Here is a 16,748-nt window from a genome sequence, read left to right as displayed (position 1 = left end):
AGAGCCAGTAGAGGGGGGATGCTTCGCCCCTCTAGTTGCGCAAGGCTACTTGCAAGGAAAACAGTATGAGACTTAGCAATTCATTGCGGTCGCTACCTCGCCCACTACGTATCGTTCTGGCCAGGTTGACTATTCTTGTTCCGCAGATGTTTGGCGTTCTGCTTGCCACGTTTCTGCTGATTCGTTTACTGCCTGGCGATCCGGCGCTGCTGATGCTTGGCAATATGGCGACGCCCGAGCAAATCCTAAGCCTGCGCGAGCGACTGGGGCTCAACAGCAGTATCTGGTCGCAGTTCACGAGCTACCTTTCAACTGTCGTTCACGGTGATCTGGGAACGTCAATGTTCACATCCAACCCCGTGGCCGTTGATTTGCTCGACCGTGTTCCAGCAACGCTTGAGCTGATTACCTACACGATGATCCTGACGATCATCGTGAGCGTGGTGCTGGCGGTTGTTGCAGTAACCAAGCCCGAAGGAATGATCAACCAGTCCAGCAAGGTATATGGCCTGGCGGCGGGCGCCGTCCCTGACTTCTGGGTCGGTCTGCTGCTCATCTACTTTCTATTCAATGTCGCGGGCATTGCTCCCGCACCGTTCGGCAGGCTTGATCCGATCATCACTGCGCCACCTGCTGTGACTGGGTTTCTAACTGTAGACACGTTACTCGCGGGCGATACAGCCGCGTTCGCCTCGGCTGTAGGCCGCCTGTGGTTGCCGGTCCTCACGCTGACCATCGTCAACGCTGGTGCGCTGATGAAAATGACCCAGATCGTTTTCGCCGATAACTATCGCAGTGAGTTCATTCGCCATGCACGGGCGAGCGGTCTTTCCGAATGGCAGTTGGTTCGAATCACGTTGCGCAATAGCTTGCCACCGATCATCACTATGGTCGGTTTTCTCTTCGGGTTTCTGTTGGGCGCGGCGGTGCTGGTTGAAACGATCTTCGCCTGGGGCGGCCTCGGACAGTACGCGGTGTCCGCAGTAATGAACAGCGACTATCCCGCATTGCAGGGATTTGTGCTGGTAGCCGCTGCTTTCATTCTCATCGTTTACACCGTCGTGGATGTGCTCTACGGCATCGCTGACCCGAGGATCGAAGTATGAAACAGGTGTCTGCAAAGCGCAGAGTGGCTGGCAAAGCAACCTTGATCATAGGTCTGGTGCTACTGGCAATTCAGTTTGTGGCGATCATCTTTGCGCCATGGATCGCCCCGTACTCACCGGAAAATGCCGATCCGATCAATGCCCTGCAAGCGCCATCACTAATGCATTTTTTCGGCACCGACGTGTCGGGTATGGATATCTACTCCCGTGTCATTTTCGCGACCCGAATCAACCTGCTGATCAGCGTCACCGCTGTGGCCATCGCCTTTGTCATCGGGGTTCCAATCGGGCTCGCCATTGGCTACTACAAAGGCTGGGGTAGTTCCTTGGCCATGCGGTTTTTTGACTTTATCCAGTCCTTCCCCGTGTTTGTGCTGGGCATGGTGCTGGTGTCTGTCATGGGGCAGGAAATCTGGAACGTCGCCATTGTGCTGGCGGTTCTTTTTACTCCTGTCTTTGCCCGGCTGATCCGTGCGGAGGTCTTGTCGCTGCGTGATCGCCCGTTCATCGCAGCCGCCAGATGCAGCGGTGCTACCAACAGCTCGATCATGTTCCAGCACATTCTGCCAAATGCGCTGACGCCTGCAATAGTGCAGATATCCATCAGTATCGGCATGGCCATTCTGCTGACGGCGGGCCTGTCCTTCGTGGGTGCCGGCGTGCGCATGCCTACCCCTGAGTGGGGCCTGATGGTAAGCAACGGCGCGCAGCAAATGATCCTCGGTATCTGGTGGGTAGCGCTGTTTCCAGGGCTCGCGATTGTTTTTTCAGTACTGACGTTTGCGCTTCTCGGAGACGCGGCGAAGCAAATGTTCGACCCGCAGACAAGGAGCACTTCATGAAAAAAATCCACGAACCCTTGCTCGAGGTACGCAACGTCTCTGTTGGATTTTCTGACGGATCAATGCCGCCTGCACTACGAGACGTAAGTTTCTCTCTGCAAAAGGGTGAGATTCTCGGAATCGTAGGCGAGACGGGGGCAGGAAAGTCGCTTCTCGCGCGAGCCATTATCGACATGCTCCCAAGTGACGGGCGGGTTGTTGAAGGCCAAATATTGGTCAACGGGCAGCCTATTTCCACGATGACACCGCAGCAAAAACGCGGTTATCGAGGGGGCGAAGTTGCGCTGATCGGAACCAATGCGAAAGCTTTGCTGGATCCGGTTGTGAAGGTAGGTGAGCAAATTGCCAGGATTCTTCGTGCTCATCGAGGGATCAACAAAAAGGATGCATGGCAGGAGTCAATTCGCCTTTTTAAACAAGTCGGAATCGTGAATCCCGAGAAAAGGGCGCACGCCTATCCGCACGAGCTTTCCGGTGGCATGGCGCAACGCGTCGTAATCGCCATGGCATTGATCGCTCAACCGAAAATCCTGCTCGCCGACGATGCAACCTTGGGCCTTGACGCGACAATCCAGCTGCAAGTTCTGGATTTGCTAGTAGAGAAAGGGCGCGAGCTAGGACTGGCGGTAGTTCTGATTACCCATGACCTAGGAATGGTGGCCAGCTACTGCGACCGGGTCGGCATCATGAAATCCGGACGTTTGATCGAACTTGCCACCATCCGCTCTTTTCTCAACGATGGTCCTAAGCATCCATACAGCCAGGATTTGCTGGATGCTGCCAGAGTGCGCCCGTTGCCAATGGATTCTGAGCCAGCACAACACGGCACCGAGGCTAGACCGCTGCTGGAAGTGACCGACCTGGTGAAAGTGTTCCATGTCGAGGGCTCCGCCGAGCCGGTTCGTGCGGTCGACCATGTCTCGTTGACGATCCGCAAAGGCGAGACACTGGCCCTCGTTGGAGAAAGCGGGTCGGGAAAAACCACCACCGGCCAATGCCTTGTTCGATTACTTCAATCGGACTCGGGTTCGATCCGGTTCGATGGCCAAGAAACGCTGACGCTCTCTGACAAGCAGTTCAGAAGCGTACGCCGCCGGATGCAGATGGTGTTCCAGGAGCCTTATGTTGCGCTGAACCCCAGATGGCGGGTGCGCGATCTCGTGGCCGAGCCCCTCAAGTTGGGCGAACCGTTGACCCGCACCGCAAAAGAAGCGCGGGTCATGGAGTTGCTCGATCTGGTTAGCCTTTCCAGGGCTAAGGCAGACGTTTACCCCCACGAGCTGACGGCCGGTGAGCAGAAGCGCGTAGGTGTGGCCAGAGCCTTGGCGGTCAGTCCTGATTTCGTGATTTTCGATGAGCCGACGACCGCGCTCGATATACGGGTTCGTGCACAAATTATCGATCTTGTACGGGATTTGCAAAAACGCATGGGGCTGTCAGCGCTGTTCATTACTCATGATTTAAATTCGGTCCGGTCTTTAGCGCATTACGTTGCCGTCATGCGTAACGGTAAGATCATCGAGCAAGGCCCGACGGAGGAAATTTTTGCCAACCCGAAGGAGGCCTATACCCGCAAGCTGCTTGAGGCCGAACTCCCTATCGAGGTTCGAGAAGAGGTCGAAACTCGGGTTCCTCAGGCGGAGCTGCGCGCATGAATTTCGATCGTTACATAACCAAACCGGTACTTGTCACCGGAGCGGCAGGGCTGGTAGGTCGACAGGTGGTACGGCGATTGGCTAAGCAAGGCCGACCGGTGTTGGCACTGGATCGCCTCTCCTCGATTACTCAGGAAGGAATCCAGATCACAGCCTGCGACCTTGGAGACGTCCATCGTCTGCATGCGATCGCTGTAGGCGGCATCGATTCCATCGTCCACTGCGGTGCGTTTTCCGGGCCAATGGTAGCGCGTGATGTGCCGTATTCGATGGTGCAAGTGAACATTGTCGGTACCGCCAACGTACTTGAGGTGGCGCGCGTTCACGGTGTTCGTCGATTTGTATATTGCTCCTCGACGAGTGCTTACGGGGCGGTCGGGTCAGGCCCTGTTTGCGAAGACGTTATGCTGAAGCCAGCGAGCCTATACGGCGCGAGCAAGGTCTCATCCGAGTACATCATAACGGCTTACGCAGAGCAGTACGGATTGTCCGCTGCGAGTGTTCGCCTGTCTTGGGTCTACGGCCCTGGTAGAACCACGGACTGTGTGATTCGGACGATGCTTGAGGACGCCCTCGCCAAGCGCGCCACCCGAATGCCTTTTGGATCGGACTTCCCCAGACAGTTCGTTCACGTTGAAGACGCGGTTCAGGGGCTTCTGTGCGCGCTGGATGCTCCTGTGCTGCCGCGAACGACCTACAACGTCACTGGCGATACCCGCGTAACGCTCGAAGAGGTCGCGCAGGTGGTACGCAAGATCTTTCCGGATGCTGATATCGCGCTTCAACCGGGTCCCGATCCTGTCGATGAGCTCCAGCAGAAATTCAGTATCGAAGCGGCGCGTCGTGATCTTGGTTACGAGCCAAGGCTATCCCTTGATGACGGCATTAAAGCGTACGCGCGCTGGCTGGAGTCGGCTCACCTTCCTCATATTTCCAAGGTGCAGAAAACATGAGTGACCTTGAAAGAGATTTCGTCGGCTATGGCCGTAATCCTCCCGATCCCAAATGGCCAGGAGGCGCCCGGCTCGCGCTGAATTTCGTCATGAACTATGAGGAAGGTTCGGAGCCGTCAATTCAGGATGGCGAGAAAAGCACGGAAACGTGGTTCACCGAAAGCAGTGGGCTCGACACCGGTGTACAAGGTAGGGATCTGGCTGCCGAAGGGCTGTTCGAATATGGCAGTCGAGTGGGTTTCTGGCGGGTGATGCGCCTGTTCCAGGAGCGCTCACTGCCGGCGACCATTTATGGCTGCGCACTCGCTCTTGAGCGTAATCCAGATGCCTGTGGGGCTATTCGCGAATCTGGGTTCGATGTGTGCTCCCACGGCTGGCGGTGGATCAAACACTACCAGCTTAGCGAGGAACAAGAACGGGAGCACATCCGTAAAGCGGTCGAATCCCTTGAGCGTACAACCGGTGTTCGGCCTCAGGGTTGGTACTGCCGATACTCCCCTAGCGTTAACACTCGTAGGCTGTTGGTCGAGGGAGGGGGATTCACCTACGACTCGGATTACTACGGCGATGAGTTACCGTTCTGGACTCAAGTAAGCGGTAAGCCTCATCTGATCATCCCGTATTCATTGACCAATAACGACGGGCAGTTTGCCGCAGGCGTAAGTACCGGCAGTCAGTGGTTCAGCTTTCTGAAAGATGCTTTCGACATGCTCTACAAGGAGGGGGAAACCCAACCCAAAATGATGTCGGTCGGTCTGCATCTGCGCTTGGTGGGACATCCGGCCCGCGCAGCTGCATTGGAGCGGTTCCTCGATTACGTTTCGAGTTTTCCGGATGTATGGATCACTCGACGCATCGATATTGCCAACCACTGGCATAGCGTCCATCCCGCACCGAAATACTAGGAGTTGGTCATGAGTAACGTGTTTGATCTTTCGGGCCGCAAGGCAGTTATCACCGGCGCAAGCAGGGGCATCGGTGCGGCGATCGCACAACTGTTTTTGGAGCACGGAGCAGAAGTCGCCATTTGTCATGTTGGAGATCATCAGAATGCAGAGGCTTTCCAACAGCGCCTGCGTTCGCAAGGCCTAGAGCTGCATGCCAGCGAATGTGATGTCTCTGATCCGGCTGCGGTACAGCGCTTTGCTGGTTGGGCGCAAGAACAGTTAGGGCACGTAGACATTGTCGTCAATTCGGCCGGCGTAGGTGGAGGTGACCGCCCATTCGCCATGACGGACGACCACGACTGGGATCGTGTCGTCGGGATAAATCTTCGCGGGACGATGCTGGTCACTCGCTCCTTTTTCGCCGCGATGCTTGAGCGACAGTATGGTCGTATCATCAACGTCGCTTCACAACTGGCTTACAAGGGGGCGCCAGGGCTGGCGCATTACTGTGCGGCGAAAGCCGGGGTAGTGGGGTTCACCAGAGCACTGGCCTATGAAGGTGCGTCACATAATGTAATGGTCAACGCGATCGCGCCGGGGCCGGTCGATACCGAGTTGTTGCGCAATCACAGCGCTGAATGGCTTGAGGCGAAAAAAGCACAGTTACCGGTGGGGCGCTTCGGCCAGGTAGGTGAAATCGCACCTACCGCTTTGCTCCTGGCTTCGGGCGCTGGAGCATTTTATGCCGGGCAAACACTGTCTCCCAACGGCGGCGACGTAATGCTTTAACTACGTAGTGCGCGTCGACGAGGCATGACTTCGAGCGATGCATTATGTACCCGTAATTCTAGATACCACCCGTAGGTTCGAACGGCTTCGAGCACCCGGGCGCAGCTTTCGGCGCCCTGAATAATGGTGGTTGACTCCTGTTTGAAAGAGGTTGATATGCAAATTCTGGACACCGTTATCCGTAATGCCCGTGTGGTCACGGCCGCTGACATTTTTACCTGCGACATCGGTATTCGTGATGGACGTATTGTTTCGCTGGCGACTGACTTGCCCCCTGGAATGAAAGAGATTGACGCGGCGGGACGGCACGTCACGCCGGGTGGCGTCGATAGCCATGTGCATCTCGATCAGCCGACCGGCGACGGTTCTGTCATGGCAGACGACTTCTACAGTGGCACCATATCTGCTGCCTGCGGTGGCACTACCACTGTCATCCCTTTTGCTTGCCAGCAGAAAGGCGAGAGCTTGCGTGCCGCCGTCGACGACTACCATCGACGCGCTGGCGACAAGCCCGTGATCGATTATGCATTCCACCTCATCGTGACTGACCCAACGCCCGATGTGTTGCACAGGGAGCTACCTGCCCTGATTGCCGAAGGCTACACCTCGTTCAAGATCTACATGACCTACGATGCGCTGAAGCTGGGTGACCGAGAAGTTCTGGAGACGCTGTCGGTTGCGCGTCGGGAAGGGGCCATGGTGATGCTGCATGCCGAGAACAGCGATTGCATTGCCTGGCTAACTGAGCGCTTACTGGTTGCTGGCCTTGATGCACCGCGTTATCACGCCAGCTCGCGGCCCATGCTGGTTGAGCGCGAGGCCACTCACCGAGCGATTGCATTGGCCGAGTTGGTGGATGTGCCAATTCTGATCGTCCATGTTTCCGGTCGTGACGCGGTCGAACAAATTCGCTGGGCGCAGAGCAAAGGCCTCAAGGTCTACGCCGAGACCTGTCCTCAATATCTGTTCCTGACGGCCGCTTCGCTCGGATGCGATGACAGCTTTGAGGGAGCGAAATGCATCTGCAGTCCTCCGCCTCGCGATCCGGCCAACCAGCAGATTATCTGGGACGGCCTGGAAAACGGTTCATTCGAGCTGTTTTCATCGGACCATGCGCCGTTTCGGTACGAGGGGCGCGACGGCAAAAAAGCGCACGGTGAAAGCCCGACGTTTGAACAAGTAGCCAATGGTATTCCTGGGGTCGAAACGCGAATGGCGCTTCTCTGGTCTGAAGGTGTTCGCAGAGGCCGGATTACCCCTCAGAGTTTCGTCGCACTCACATCTACCAATGCCGCCAAGATGTATGGTTTGTACCCACGCAAAGGCAGCATCGCAATCGGGGCGGATGCTGACCTGGTCATCTGGAATGAAGGCGACCCGGTACGGGTTACCAACGAAATGTTGCATCACAACGTTGATTACACCCCCTATGAAGGCATGCAGCTGAGTGCATGGCCTGCAGTAACGCTGGCACGAGGCGAGGTCGTCTGGGACGGCAAACCAAGGGCTAAGCCGGGGCATGGGAAGTTTTTACCATGCAAAAGGCCTGTTCCGGCCCAATCCCGTCGTCGTCAAAATGAACTGCCGCTATGAATGGCACGACCGAGGTAGCAGCGGCATTGCTTCATGCTTGGCGAGAGCGGCGAAATTTGCTGCATGATGGGCTCGGTTTGATGGCCGAAACCGACGCTTATCGGGTTCAGAAAATCGTCGCCTCGGAGCTTGGTTGGTTCAATGAGTCTTCGGTGACAGCCTGGAAGCTTGGTGGAAGCCCAGGGGAGTTGGTCAGCGCCGCGCGTGTCTCGAGCCGCGCAATTCATCTATCAGGCTGGGAGGTTCCTGATGGCTATTGAAACCGGTTCGGAATCGAGGGTGAACTGATCGTGCAACTTGGACGGGATGTCGATAGCGATGCCGATCGCGCGGTAGCATATGAAGCGATCGAAGCATGGCAGGTCGGGATTGAGTTGTGCGATACGCGTTTTCAAAATGGTGAGCGAACTTATCCATTGCTTCGTCTGGCCGACCAACAACTCAACCGTGCGTTGGTTTTAGGGGAAATGATCCACCCTCCCGCAGACTGGTCGGAGCAGGCTGTCTAGGTGTGGGTAGATGAGAGACTGCAGATCTCCGATATTGGAAGCCATCCCTTCACGGATCCCTTGGCTTCGATACGATGGTTGGCGAGGCGTGCAGCGTCTCAGAACCAGCCATTGAAAGCTGGTGATTTGGTCGCCACAGGAAGCTGGACAGGCCTGAGGCGCAAATGTGAAAGTTGCGTTTCTAGGCTTAGGAGAGGTGTTGCTCTCAACCGACCCCACTTAGAAACGATTTGAAGACGCCCACCTTGGACTTCATGGCGTTGAATCACGACGTTCATACCAACACGGTGAGTTATGGCGAACTGCGCATCTGATGACAACGCTGCGCGACAGCTTCTGAAGGTGAGGCGAGCAAGCTCGCCTCTGGTTTTTCGGACAGCCCGTTTCGGCTGATTTTGTTGAAAAAGTAGCTACTTCCCCATGCCGTCGTCAGAATTGCTCTGTCAGCGAGCGTAGGGGCGAATAGCATGATGGGACTGTTAACGAGTGGGCAGCAGCGCCTGTTCTACTCGTTCAATTTGGAAGATCACGTCCCGCCCCAACACCTCCTGCGCAGCATCGATCAGTGCTTGGATCTTAGTGGTCTGCGCGCCTACCTGGCGGATTTCTATAGTCCTATCGGGCGCCCTCGATTGACCCGAAATTGGTGGTGCGCATGTTGGTCGTCGGTTACTGCTATGGCATCCGTTCCGAGCGGCGATTGTACGAAGAGGTGCATCTGAATTTGGCCTATCGCTGGTTCTGCCGGCTGGGCCTGGAAGACGAAGTTATGATCACTCGACCTTTTTGAAGAATCGCCATGGCAGTTTCCGTGACAGCGATCTGTTCCGCTGGTTGTTCAATGAGGTCCTGCGGCGCTGCATGGCAGCGGGCCTAGTCAAGGGCGAAGGTTTCGCTGTCGACGCCAGCATCATCAAGGCGGATGCCAGCCGGCAACGTGGGGTAGCGGGAGATGAAATCGATTGGCGCGATCCAGCACTCAGCAGCCGCACCGTACGCGAGTACCTCGAAGCGCTTGATGAAGAGGCGTTGGCTGAAGCTCTCCCCAGGAAGATTTCCCTCACCGACCCGCTGGCTCGCTGGCTCGCTGGACTGCAGCACCAGGTGGCCCGGCCTACTTTGCCTACTCCACCAACTACCTGATCGACACTGAGCACGGCGTTATCCTGGATGTAGAAGCGACCCCGGCGCACCGTGCCGCCGAAGTTGATTCGACCAAAACGATGGTGGCGCGCGTCGAAGCGCAGTTTGACCTCACGCCAGAGCGCCTCATCGCTGATACCGCCTATTGCACGGCTCCGATGCTGTCCTGGATGGTCGAAGAAAAGAACATCGATCCGCTTGTCCCAATCTGGGACGAGACCGAGCGCAAGAACGACAGCCTCTCCAGTAAGGACTTCCACTGGAATCCGGAGGCCAATGAATACCGCTGCCTAGCCGGCAAACCTCTACGCAGTGAATGGCGCACCTTCACCCAGAAAAGATCGCGGGTGACCAAGGCCAACACCATCATCTACCGCTCCAGCCAAACCGACTGCGCCACCTGTCCGCTGAAAGCGAAGTGCTGCTCCAATACCGTATTCCGTAAGATCGCTCGGAGCATCCATGAAGCTGCCCGCGACGTAGCGCGACGCATCGCCAAGACACCGGAATACCTCGTTTCTCGCTGTGAACGAAAGAAGGTGGAAATGCTGTTCGCCCACCTCAAGCGCATCTTGCGCCTAGATAGGCTTCGACTTCGTGGCCTAAGTGGTGCGCAGGACGAGTTTTTGCTGGCTGCCACTGCCCAGAATTTGAGGCGAATGGCCCTGTGGCTGATGCCGAAAGTGCAAAAAGGGGTAAATGGCCTGGCGATCTGATCGGAACAGGGGCTTTCGCCTTCAGAAACCTTGCTCGATAGCCTGAAAAATCACTACTCGCCTGGAGCAACTTGGCGCCGGGCCGGACGCCGATCAGTTACGAGGCGAGTTTTTCAACGGAATAGGCCAATAGCGGACACTCTGTCTGGCACGATTTCGCAATTGAGCATCAATTGATAATATCCATTTTTTTCCTGTATGAAATTTTATGCCACTGTATGACGAAGCTACGCTTGGAAAGCCCAACGAAGATTACATTGCGCAGAAGATAGTCGGCTGGCACAAGGGAGATAGACAAGATGCTCTTGATTTAGCTGATTTCTAAGCCCGCTTAGGGGAAACCGAAAAGACCTTTTTTTTGGGCGGAAAAAGCGTGACCTGCTCCCCGATTTCAATACCACGCCGAACTTAGTAGAGCCCGTTTTCCGAGCAGGAGACGGCAGTGAAAAAGCGTTTTACCGAAGAGCAGATCCTCGACTTTCTTAAGCAGGCAGAAGCCGGTATGCCGGTGAAGGAGCTGTGCCGGCGGCACGGCTTCAGTGATGCCTCGTTCTACACCTGGCGCGCCAAGTTCGGCGGCATGACCGTGCCGGACGCCAGACGGCTGAAGGATTTAGAGCTGGAGAACAGCCAGCTGAAGAAGCTGCTCGCCGAAGCACACCTCGACATCGAGGCGCTCAAGGTAGTCGCCCGGGGAAAAGGGTAAGCCCGACAGCACGGCGGGAGGCGGTGCAAGAGATGCAGGCGCGAACCGGCATCTCCGAGCGCCGCGCCTGTCAGCTGATCGGGCTGTCCCGCTCGGTGCTGCGCTACCAGCCTCGTACTAGCGAGCAAAACACCGGGCTGCAAGCCCAACTGGTGGAGCTGGCCCAAGAGCGTCGGCGCTTTGGCTATCGCCGCCTACACATCCTGCTGCGGCGTGCCGGCGTGCAGGTCAACCACAAGCGGATTTATCGCCTGTATCGCGCCTCCTGCTTGATGGTGAAGCGCCGCAGGCGCCGCCACGGTGTCGCGTTAGAGCGCGAGCGCCTGAGTTTGCCGAATGCGCCGAATCAGGTCTGGTCAATGGATTTCGTCTTCGATGCGCTCAGCACAGGACGGCGGATCAAATGCCTGACAGTGGTTGATGACTTCACCAAGGAGGCGGTTGGCATCCTGGTGGAACACGGGATCAGCGGGGTTCGTGTCACCCGGGCATTGGATGAGATGGCGCGGTTTCGCGGCTATCCAGAAGCGATCCGCACCGACCAGGGTCCTGAATTCACCGGCAAGGCGCTCAATCAGTGGGCCTACCAGCGCAACATCAAGCTGAAGCTGATCCAGCCTGGCAAGCCCCACGCAGAATGCCTTCATCGAGTCATTCAACGGCAAGTTCCGGGATAAATGCCTCAATGAGCACTGGTTCTGTTCGCTAGCCGAAGCCAGAATCCGTATCGCGGCCTGGCGAAGGGATTACGCCGAGCACCGTCCGCACAGTGCAATCGGCAATCTCACCCCGGCAGAATTTGCTGCGAGTTGGCGAGCCAGCCGGCAGCAGCTGAAGCAAGAAAAACCAATATCAAACCCAGGGCCTACTACGGTACTAAAGCGGGGGGGGCAGGTCAGTGATGCTGAGGCCGCTGCACTTTTGCTTAGTATCCATCATTTAGAGTATGCCCGAATAAGCCTGCGTAAATGAACGCACATTAGCTATTTTACAAGAAAACTTACAGAGGTTGAATCTATCTAGGGGCCGTTAGACAAAGCCTGAAAGGCCATTCGAGCTCGGCTCCAAATCTCAGCAGAAGCATGTTTTCTTTAATGGAGGGGAATTTCCTCAAAAGATTGTACATCACATGTACATGGCGCTTTATCGATCTGAATAAGCTAGTGTTTTCATCTTAGGAGTAGGCGCAACATGCACTCTCGTTTCCTGTCCTTTTTATGTGCCTTCATAACAACTACTTCATATGCAGTCTCGTTTGACTGTACTAAAGCCTCAACCTCTGTAGAAAAAATGATCTGTACTGACCCCATGCTTAGCAGGCTCGATGATGCCCTTGCTGAGAATTATAAAAGCATGCTCTTATCTGATTTTGGAGGCTCTAAAGCTGAGTTGAGAAATGAACAACGCATATGGCTGAGTAAGCGTAATAAATGTAAGGATAAGGCATGCTTGGTTGATGCCTACCGCGTACGCGTGGACGAAACATGCGACTATGGGGTCGTATCAGGTATTCACCCTGTGTGCACTTCTTCTGAAGAAATCAAATAAAAGCTCAAACCGTAGGTCATGGCATAGTTGTATGCGAGTTCAGACAAGGTTCAATGTTAATGAGCGGCCAGAGCAATGTTTGAGTACATGGGCCATGCTGAAGCACGGCTGTACGGTTGAAGACAGTGCATTAGGAAAGGTGGCGATGTTTTTAGCTATAAAACAAAGAGCTGAAGGGCAGGCAGAAGTGATATCGATTTAACATAACTTATGTTATGCGAAGTGTATCGATAGCCATACCGGGGTTACTCAGGCAAGTCTGTTTCAAATTCTGGCAGGTAAGCTGAGCATATTTTAATAGCATGGCTATATCAGATTTAGAGTCTACTTACTATCCCGATTGTTCTACCTCAGTTTCCATTGACTTGTCCTATATTCAGCATTCGTTCTGCAACAGCAGCGAAGGCGGAATAACAAGTTTGAAAATCCGGCTTATCGTTTGTATAAAGTAACGGCTTCAGGCGCTGCTCGAAATTCGCTTTCAGCTCCTCATGGGTGGCTGCTGCGGCCAAGCTACGCCGAAGTACCGTATAGGGATCTTTGTCAAATTCCGGATGCTGTCCCTTGAACTCCATTACATCCTTATCGACCAATTGCGCAAAGATCTGGCAGGCGGGATCGATGGCATCAGGCTGACTAATAGTAATACGCCAGACATCATAGACGTGACGCACTAATGCTGTATCAAACTCACCGCGTTGATACCCATCCCAGTTCCAGGCACAGCGCCGCAATAGCGACAGCACTTTCTCAGCTAATGTCTCCGCTACCGTGATGCACGGCATGGAGAAACGGAGGGCCGCTTGCCGAGGGATAAATTGGTCAAGCATATATCCCATCTCGCGCATCTCTGCGGCTAATATCGGAGGGCGGTGAATCAGTTCAAGCTTGAGTTGAGGGCGGAGTACGCCAGACACATCCTGAAAATGTGCATTATACGAAACCAGCAGACAGTAGTAGCGTCTTCTGTCACGCGAGACTGGGTTATCCTCATCATCATGGACTACGTACTCAAAGCCCATTTCTGTCAAGCGCCGCTCAACCTCTTGCTGCAAATCCTTTAGACGGCCCCGACTTCCTATTCCATTGGGCAAGACATAGCCTTCCGGTACATCATCCAATATGACCTTGATGTCAATATCCTCAGACATGCGCTCGATTAGACTATGAGCTTTTGATAGGCAGGTTCCACCAGCAAAAACTAATCGCGTAGCAACGTCGATCGATTCTGGGGCCTGATCTTCCTTACGGCGATTCCTTTGTCGTGCAGTATGCGCTACTTGGATTTGAGCTAAAGAGCGAAGTGCGTCGGTAATGTGCTGATCTTTTTCAGCGACGACAGCGGGCAGGTTGCCTAGGAGTCCTGCTGTAGCAGCATCTTCGATATCAGACCTAAGCTCGTCTGGAATTTTTTTCATAGGTCAACGTGCTGTTTCCTACCGTAACCTTTCGTGAAATACGCCGACGTCCTGTATTCACAGTTGTTGCCATCGGAATTTGAGTTGATTTTCCGCTGTTGTACTCCGTCACAAGCGAGCTTGGTTTTACGGAGATATTGAGTTTGCGAAAAAGCTCTGCTGCAATCGTCTCCAGAGTGCCGGCAGGGGTAGGCTTGCCGGTAAACTTATTGATACGTGTTTTGGCAAATGCACCTTTACTGACACGGATGAGCTTTCCTTCCGCTACGAAGCGAGCCAAGACTCGGCCTATTTGAGAGTCGCTCGCCATGTGAGCAAAGTCTGAGCGCAAGATGACCACGCTTGTGCGCTGTTTGATTGAGCGGTTCATGCGATCTTCAAGTTTCATACCTTACCTCTAACCCAAAGCTATAACTCACAAAGTGACTCTAGCTCTAGATTGCACTTTCTTCCAGTATTTAGAGGGGGTTTAGGCTACAAAAACTGTGCATCCATGCACTAGCTTATCATTGAAGACAACGTGTGCTGGCGCGGGTCATACCGAATCACAACAAAGTAGTTAAATCTTGCTCGTTTGTCGCTAGCTCAAGCTTTTTTAAAAGCGCGGTCATTATTCGTGTGCGCGGGCTTCAATAACACCTTCCGACTCTTTTCCCTAATCTCTACAGCCCTCTCCAGCGCCTTGGCAAAATTAGCCTCCCAGGTCTTTGCCGTCCCTATATAGACATTGGCAGGCTTTCCTCTCAAGGGCTTCACCTTGAAGCTGTAGAGCAGCTATGAGTCCTTGCCGCACCGGTAGTCACCTTATGGCTGGCCGGGCTATCCGCCTCCGACATGGAGGCCTTTAGATGATCTTTCCTGAACTCTACCTTTGCAGTACTGGCGTGCTTCATAATCCTCGGGAACAGGTTGAAACCATCTTTTCCCTTGGCGCGCCAACTGCTGAGATAATGGCTATCCCCAAAGAACAACAGATGCAGCTTGGCACGTGAGCAAGCGACGTTCAGGCGTTTGCGATCAAGGATGAAGTTGAGGCCACCTTCAGTGCGCACGGTAGAGTAGCAAACAACGTCCGCCTCACTGCCTTGGAATGCGTCGACAGTATCGACTTCGATGCTCAGCGGACCGAGCTGGCCATTTTGCCAACCGATATTGCGTAGCTGCTTGCGGAGGCGCTCTTTCTGGGCGCCGTAAGGGGTGATGACGGCCACGGAGGTGGGCCGATTTACGTTGTTGGCCAATTCAATCAGGAAGCCGGTAATTTCTTCAGCTTCGTGGACATTCTCCTGGCTCATGCTGTTGTGGGGCTGTTGCTGCCGCCCTTTCACGTCCACCCAGTAAATGCTTTCGTCAAGCAGGTAGCTCTTTTCAAAATAACTATCTGGGTGGCCGTTGAACAGCATGCGCTGGCCTTCACGGCTGTAGAACAGGTTCGCCACCAAATCACCGATGGGAGGCGCCATACGGTACTGCTTGTCGAGGACTTCCCGACACTCGCCTGGCAGGCGTTCAAACATTAGCTCAAAAAAGCTTCCACTGAGGAAGTTTTCACGCAAAAAACCCAGTGCCTGGGTGGCTTCATCCTCGCGTAGCAATGGCGCGATACTAGGAGGTAACTGGTAGTGGTCGCCTACTAGGATGACCTTTCTGGAGCGCAAAATGGGAATGAGGATTTCCGGTACCGTAGCGCGCCCAGCCTCATCGATAATGGCTACGTCAAACTGCAATTGGTCAATGCCGCCCTTGTTGGTGGCCAGCCCGACACAGGTAGCGCCCACCAAATTGCGGTCAGCCAGCAGCGTAATGAAAAACTCGTCCTGTCCAGCGCGGGATTGGGTCGCCTGCTTGAGGATGGTACGCCAGATATGGCAAAGGTTGCTTTCGGCTTCAGGCAGACGCACAGCTGCCTCGACGGCCCGCGCATCGAGTTCGGCAAGGAAGTCGTCATGCTGACGGTCGAAGCCCAAAGGCTGAATGGCCGAACTCATCTTTTCCGGATTGCCGATGCGGATCGCTTGAATGGGCTGCTTCAAACTGTTGCCGTGCTTGTCTAGGAACTTGCCCAAGGCGTTATCCACGGCTGTGTTCTGCTGGGAAACCACCAGCACGCGACGGTTGGGCCGCTGGCAGAACAGTTGGTAGAGCATTTCCACAATGGCGGTAGTTTTGCCTGCGCCCGGCGGCCCTTGAATAAGAGCAATATTGCGCTCCCTGAGAGCAAGTTCCACCACGCGCTTCTGGCTGTCGTCCAAGGTGCTAGCCCAAGCGATGGGCGCGTTGGGCTCTTCCTGCTCGGGCAGATAGTGTTCTGGGGCAAGCAGGATGTTCTTTAGCGCCGGGTTGACCAAGCGATCTTGGAAGAAGTCGTCCAGCGCCTGGCTCTGCCGCTTGAGAGAGGCACTTGGTACGCTCACCAGCAGGCGCAGCATCTGGGCGTCGTTATCCAGCAGCAAGAAATTGCCTTCAATGCTGATGCTGTCTTTCTGCCGGATGTAGAGCGGCCGGTTACGGCGGTCGAAACGCAAGGACGGGATATAGTCGCTACGCTTGGCGTCCCAATGTTGCAAGCGAACACAGTAATCGGGATTGAGGGTATTGTTCTCAGACAACACCTCGCGCAGCTTGTCAGATACGAGATCGAACTGCTCCCTGACTTCCAAGGGCAGTCGATTGCGCTGCAGGGTGAGGATGCCCTCCGCTCGCTGGGCAAGTTCTAGAGGGAACTCTAACGAGAGGTTCTCCTCTAGACTGCGCTGGTAGGCAATGACCTGCTCCCAGCGCTGGTAGAAACGGCTCTGGGCTAACCTCTCCGGAGAATCATTAATGTCTAGAGCGGCTTGGATGCAGAAGCGCAGGAACGGCAATGTCAACTTGAAGGGGGGG

General features: G+C 54.8%; 13 protein-coding genes and 2 pseudogenes. 12 read left to right on the top strand and 3 right to left on the bottom strand.

What is annotated here, in order from left to right; translation table 11 throughout:
- The first annotated feature begins 65 nt into the window (after window positions 1-65).
- The 12 genes and pseudogenes from HMPREF1487_RS24370 to HMPREF1487_RS27525 all read left to right on the top strand — a co-directional run bounded on the left by HMPREF1487_RS24370 (window position 66) and on the right by HMPREF1487_RS27525 (window position 12,447).
- On the top strand, window positions 66-1,106 hold the full coding sequence (locus tag HMPREF1487_RS24370) for an ABC transporter permease (RefSeq protein ID WP_010799465.1): 1,041 nt from the start codon (window positions 66-68) through the stop codon (window positions 1,104-1,106).
- A complete protein-coding gene (locus tag HMPREF1487_RS24365) occupies window positions 1,103-1,948 on the top strand; it encodes an ABC transporter permease (RefSeq protein WP_010799464.1) in 846 nt (281 codons plus the stop codon). The genes HMPREF1487_RS24370 and HMPREF1487_RS24365 overlap by 4 nt, the downstream gene beginning before the upstream one ends.
- Entirely contained in the window at window positions 1,945-3,603 is a 1,659-nt protein-coding gene (locus tag HMPREF1487_RS24360) for an ATP-binding cassette domain-containing protein (RefSeq protein WP_010799463.1), read from the top strand. The genes HMPREF1487_RS24365 and HMPREF1487_RS24360 overlap by 4 nt, the downstream gene beginning before the upstream one ends.
- Window positions 3,600-4,556 carry an NAD-dependent epimerase/dehydratase family protein gene (locus HMPREF1487_RS24355; RefSeq protein WP_010799462.1) on the top strand — a complete coding sequence of 319 codons (957 nt, stop codon included), beginning with the start codon at window positions 3,600-3,602 and terminating at the stop codon, window positions 4,554-4,556. Before HMPREF1487_RS24360 ends, HMPREF1487_RS24355 begins: the two co-directional genes overlap by 4 nt.
- Complete coding sequence (locus HMPREF1487_RS24350; RefSeq protein WP_010799461.1) at window positions 4,553-5,461, top strand: allantoinase PuuE; 909 nt, start codon at window positions 4,553-4,555, stop codon at window positions 5,459-5,461. Before HMPREF1487_RS24355 ends, HMPREF1487_RS24350 begins: the two co-directional genes overlap by 4 nt.
- Before the next feature lie 9 nt (window positions 5,462-5,470).
- Window positions 5,471-6,232: an SDR family NAD(P)-dependent oxidoreductase gene (locus HMPREF1487_RS24345; RefSeq protein WP_010799460.1), complete on the top strand. Its 762-nt coding sequence runs from the start codon at window positions 5,471-5,473 to the stop codon at window positions 6,230-6,232.
- Window positions 6,233-6,388: 156 nt separating this feature from the next.
- The gene (hydA, locus tag HMPREF1487_RS24340) at window positions 6,389-7,825 is read left to right on the top strand and encodes a dihydropyrimidinase (protein ID WP_010799459.1); all 1,437 of its coding nucleotides are present in this window, start codon (window positions 6,389-6,391) and stop codon (window positions 7,823-7,825) included.
- The gene (locus tag HMPREF1487_RS28160; protein WP_010799458.1) at window positions 7,822-8,085 is read left to right on the top strand and encodes a hypothetical protein; all 264 of its coding nucleotides are present in this window, start codon (window positions 7,822-7,824) and stop codon (window positions 8,083-8,085) included. Before hydA ends, HMPREF1487_RS28160 begins: the two co-directional genes overlap by 4 nt.
- Before the next feature lie 30 nt (window positions 8,086-8,115).
- Window positions 8,116-8,334, top strand: a complete 219-nt coding sequence (locus tag HMPREF1487_RS28155; protein ID WP_010799457.1) for a hypothetical protein — start codon at window positions 8,116-8,118, stop codon at window positions 8,332-8,334.
- Window positions 8,335-8,801: 467 nt separating this feature from the next.
- A pseudogene (locus tag HMPREF1487_RS24330) lies at window positions 8,802-10,193 on the top strand (transposase).
- Window positions 10,194-10,635: 442 nt separating this feature from the next.
- Window positions 10,636-11,730 (top strand): annotated as a pseudogene (locus HMPREF1487_RS24320) (IS3 family transposase); the annotation flags it as partial.
- A 360-nt stretch (window positions 11,731-12,090) separates the two neighbouring features.
- On the top strand, window positions 12,091-12,447 hold the full coding sequence (locus HMPREF1487_RS27525) for a lysozyme inhibitor LprI family protein (RefSeq protein WP_010799452.1): 357 nt from the start codon (window positions 12,091-12,093) through the stop codon (window positions 12,445-12,447).
- Window positions 12,448-12,797: 350 nt separating this feature from the next.
- On the opposite strand, the gene HMPREF1487_RS24315 is transcribed toward HMPREF1487_RS27525, so the two are convergent.
- From HMPREF1487_RS24315 to HMPREF1487_RS26500, 3 genes are all read right to left on the bottom strand, one after another.
- The gene (locus HMPREF1487_RS24315) at window positions 12,798-13,865 is read right to left on the bottom strand and encodes a nucleotidyl transferase AbiEii/AbiGii toxin family protein (protein ID WP_010799451.1); all 1,068 of its coding nucleotides are present in this window, start codon (window positions 13,863-13,865) and stop codon (window positions 12,798-12,800) included.
- Window positions 13,840-14,253, bottom strand: a complete 414-nt coding sequence (locus tag HMPREF1487_RS24310) for a DUF6088 family protein (protein WP_010799450.1) — start codon at window positions 14,251-14,253, stop codon at window positions 13,840-13,842. The genes HMPREF1487_RS24315 and HMPREF1487_RS24310 overlap by 26 nt, the downstream gene beginning before the upstream one ends.
- A gap of 364 nt (window positions 14,254-14,617) precedes the next feature.
- Window positions 14,618-16,735, bottom strand: a complete 2,118-nt coding sequence (locus HMPREF1487_RS26500) for a DEAD/DEAH box helicase (protein ID WP_010799449.1) — start codon at window positions 16,733-16,735, stop codon at window positions 14,618-14,620.
- Window positions 16,736-16,748: the final 13 nt, after the last annotated feature.

It is taken from the genome of Pseudomonas sp. HPB0071, from assembly GCF_000478505.2.
Lineage (GTDB): Bacteria > Pseudomonadota > Gammaproteobacteria > Pseudomonadales > Pseudomonadaceae > Chryseomonas > Chryseomonas luteola.
The sequence above is the reverse complement of the archived record's forward strand: the minus strand, read 5'-3'. Positions and strand labels throughout refer to the sequence as shown.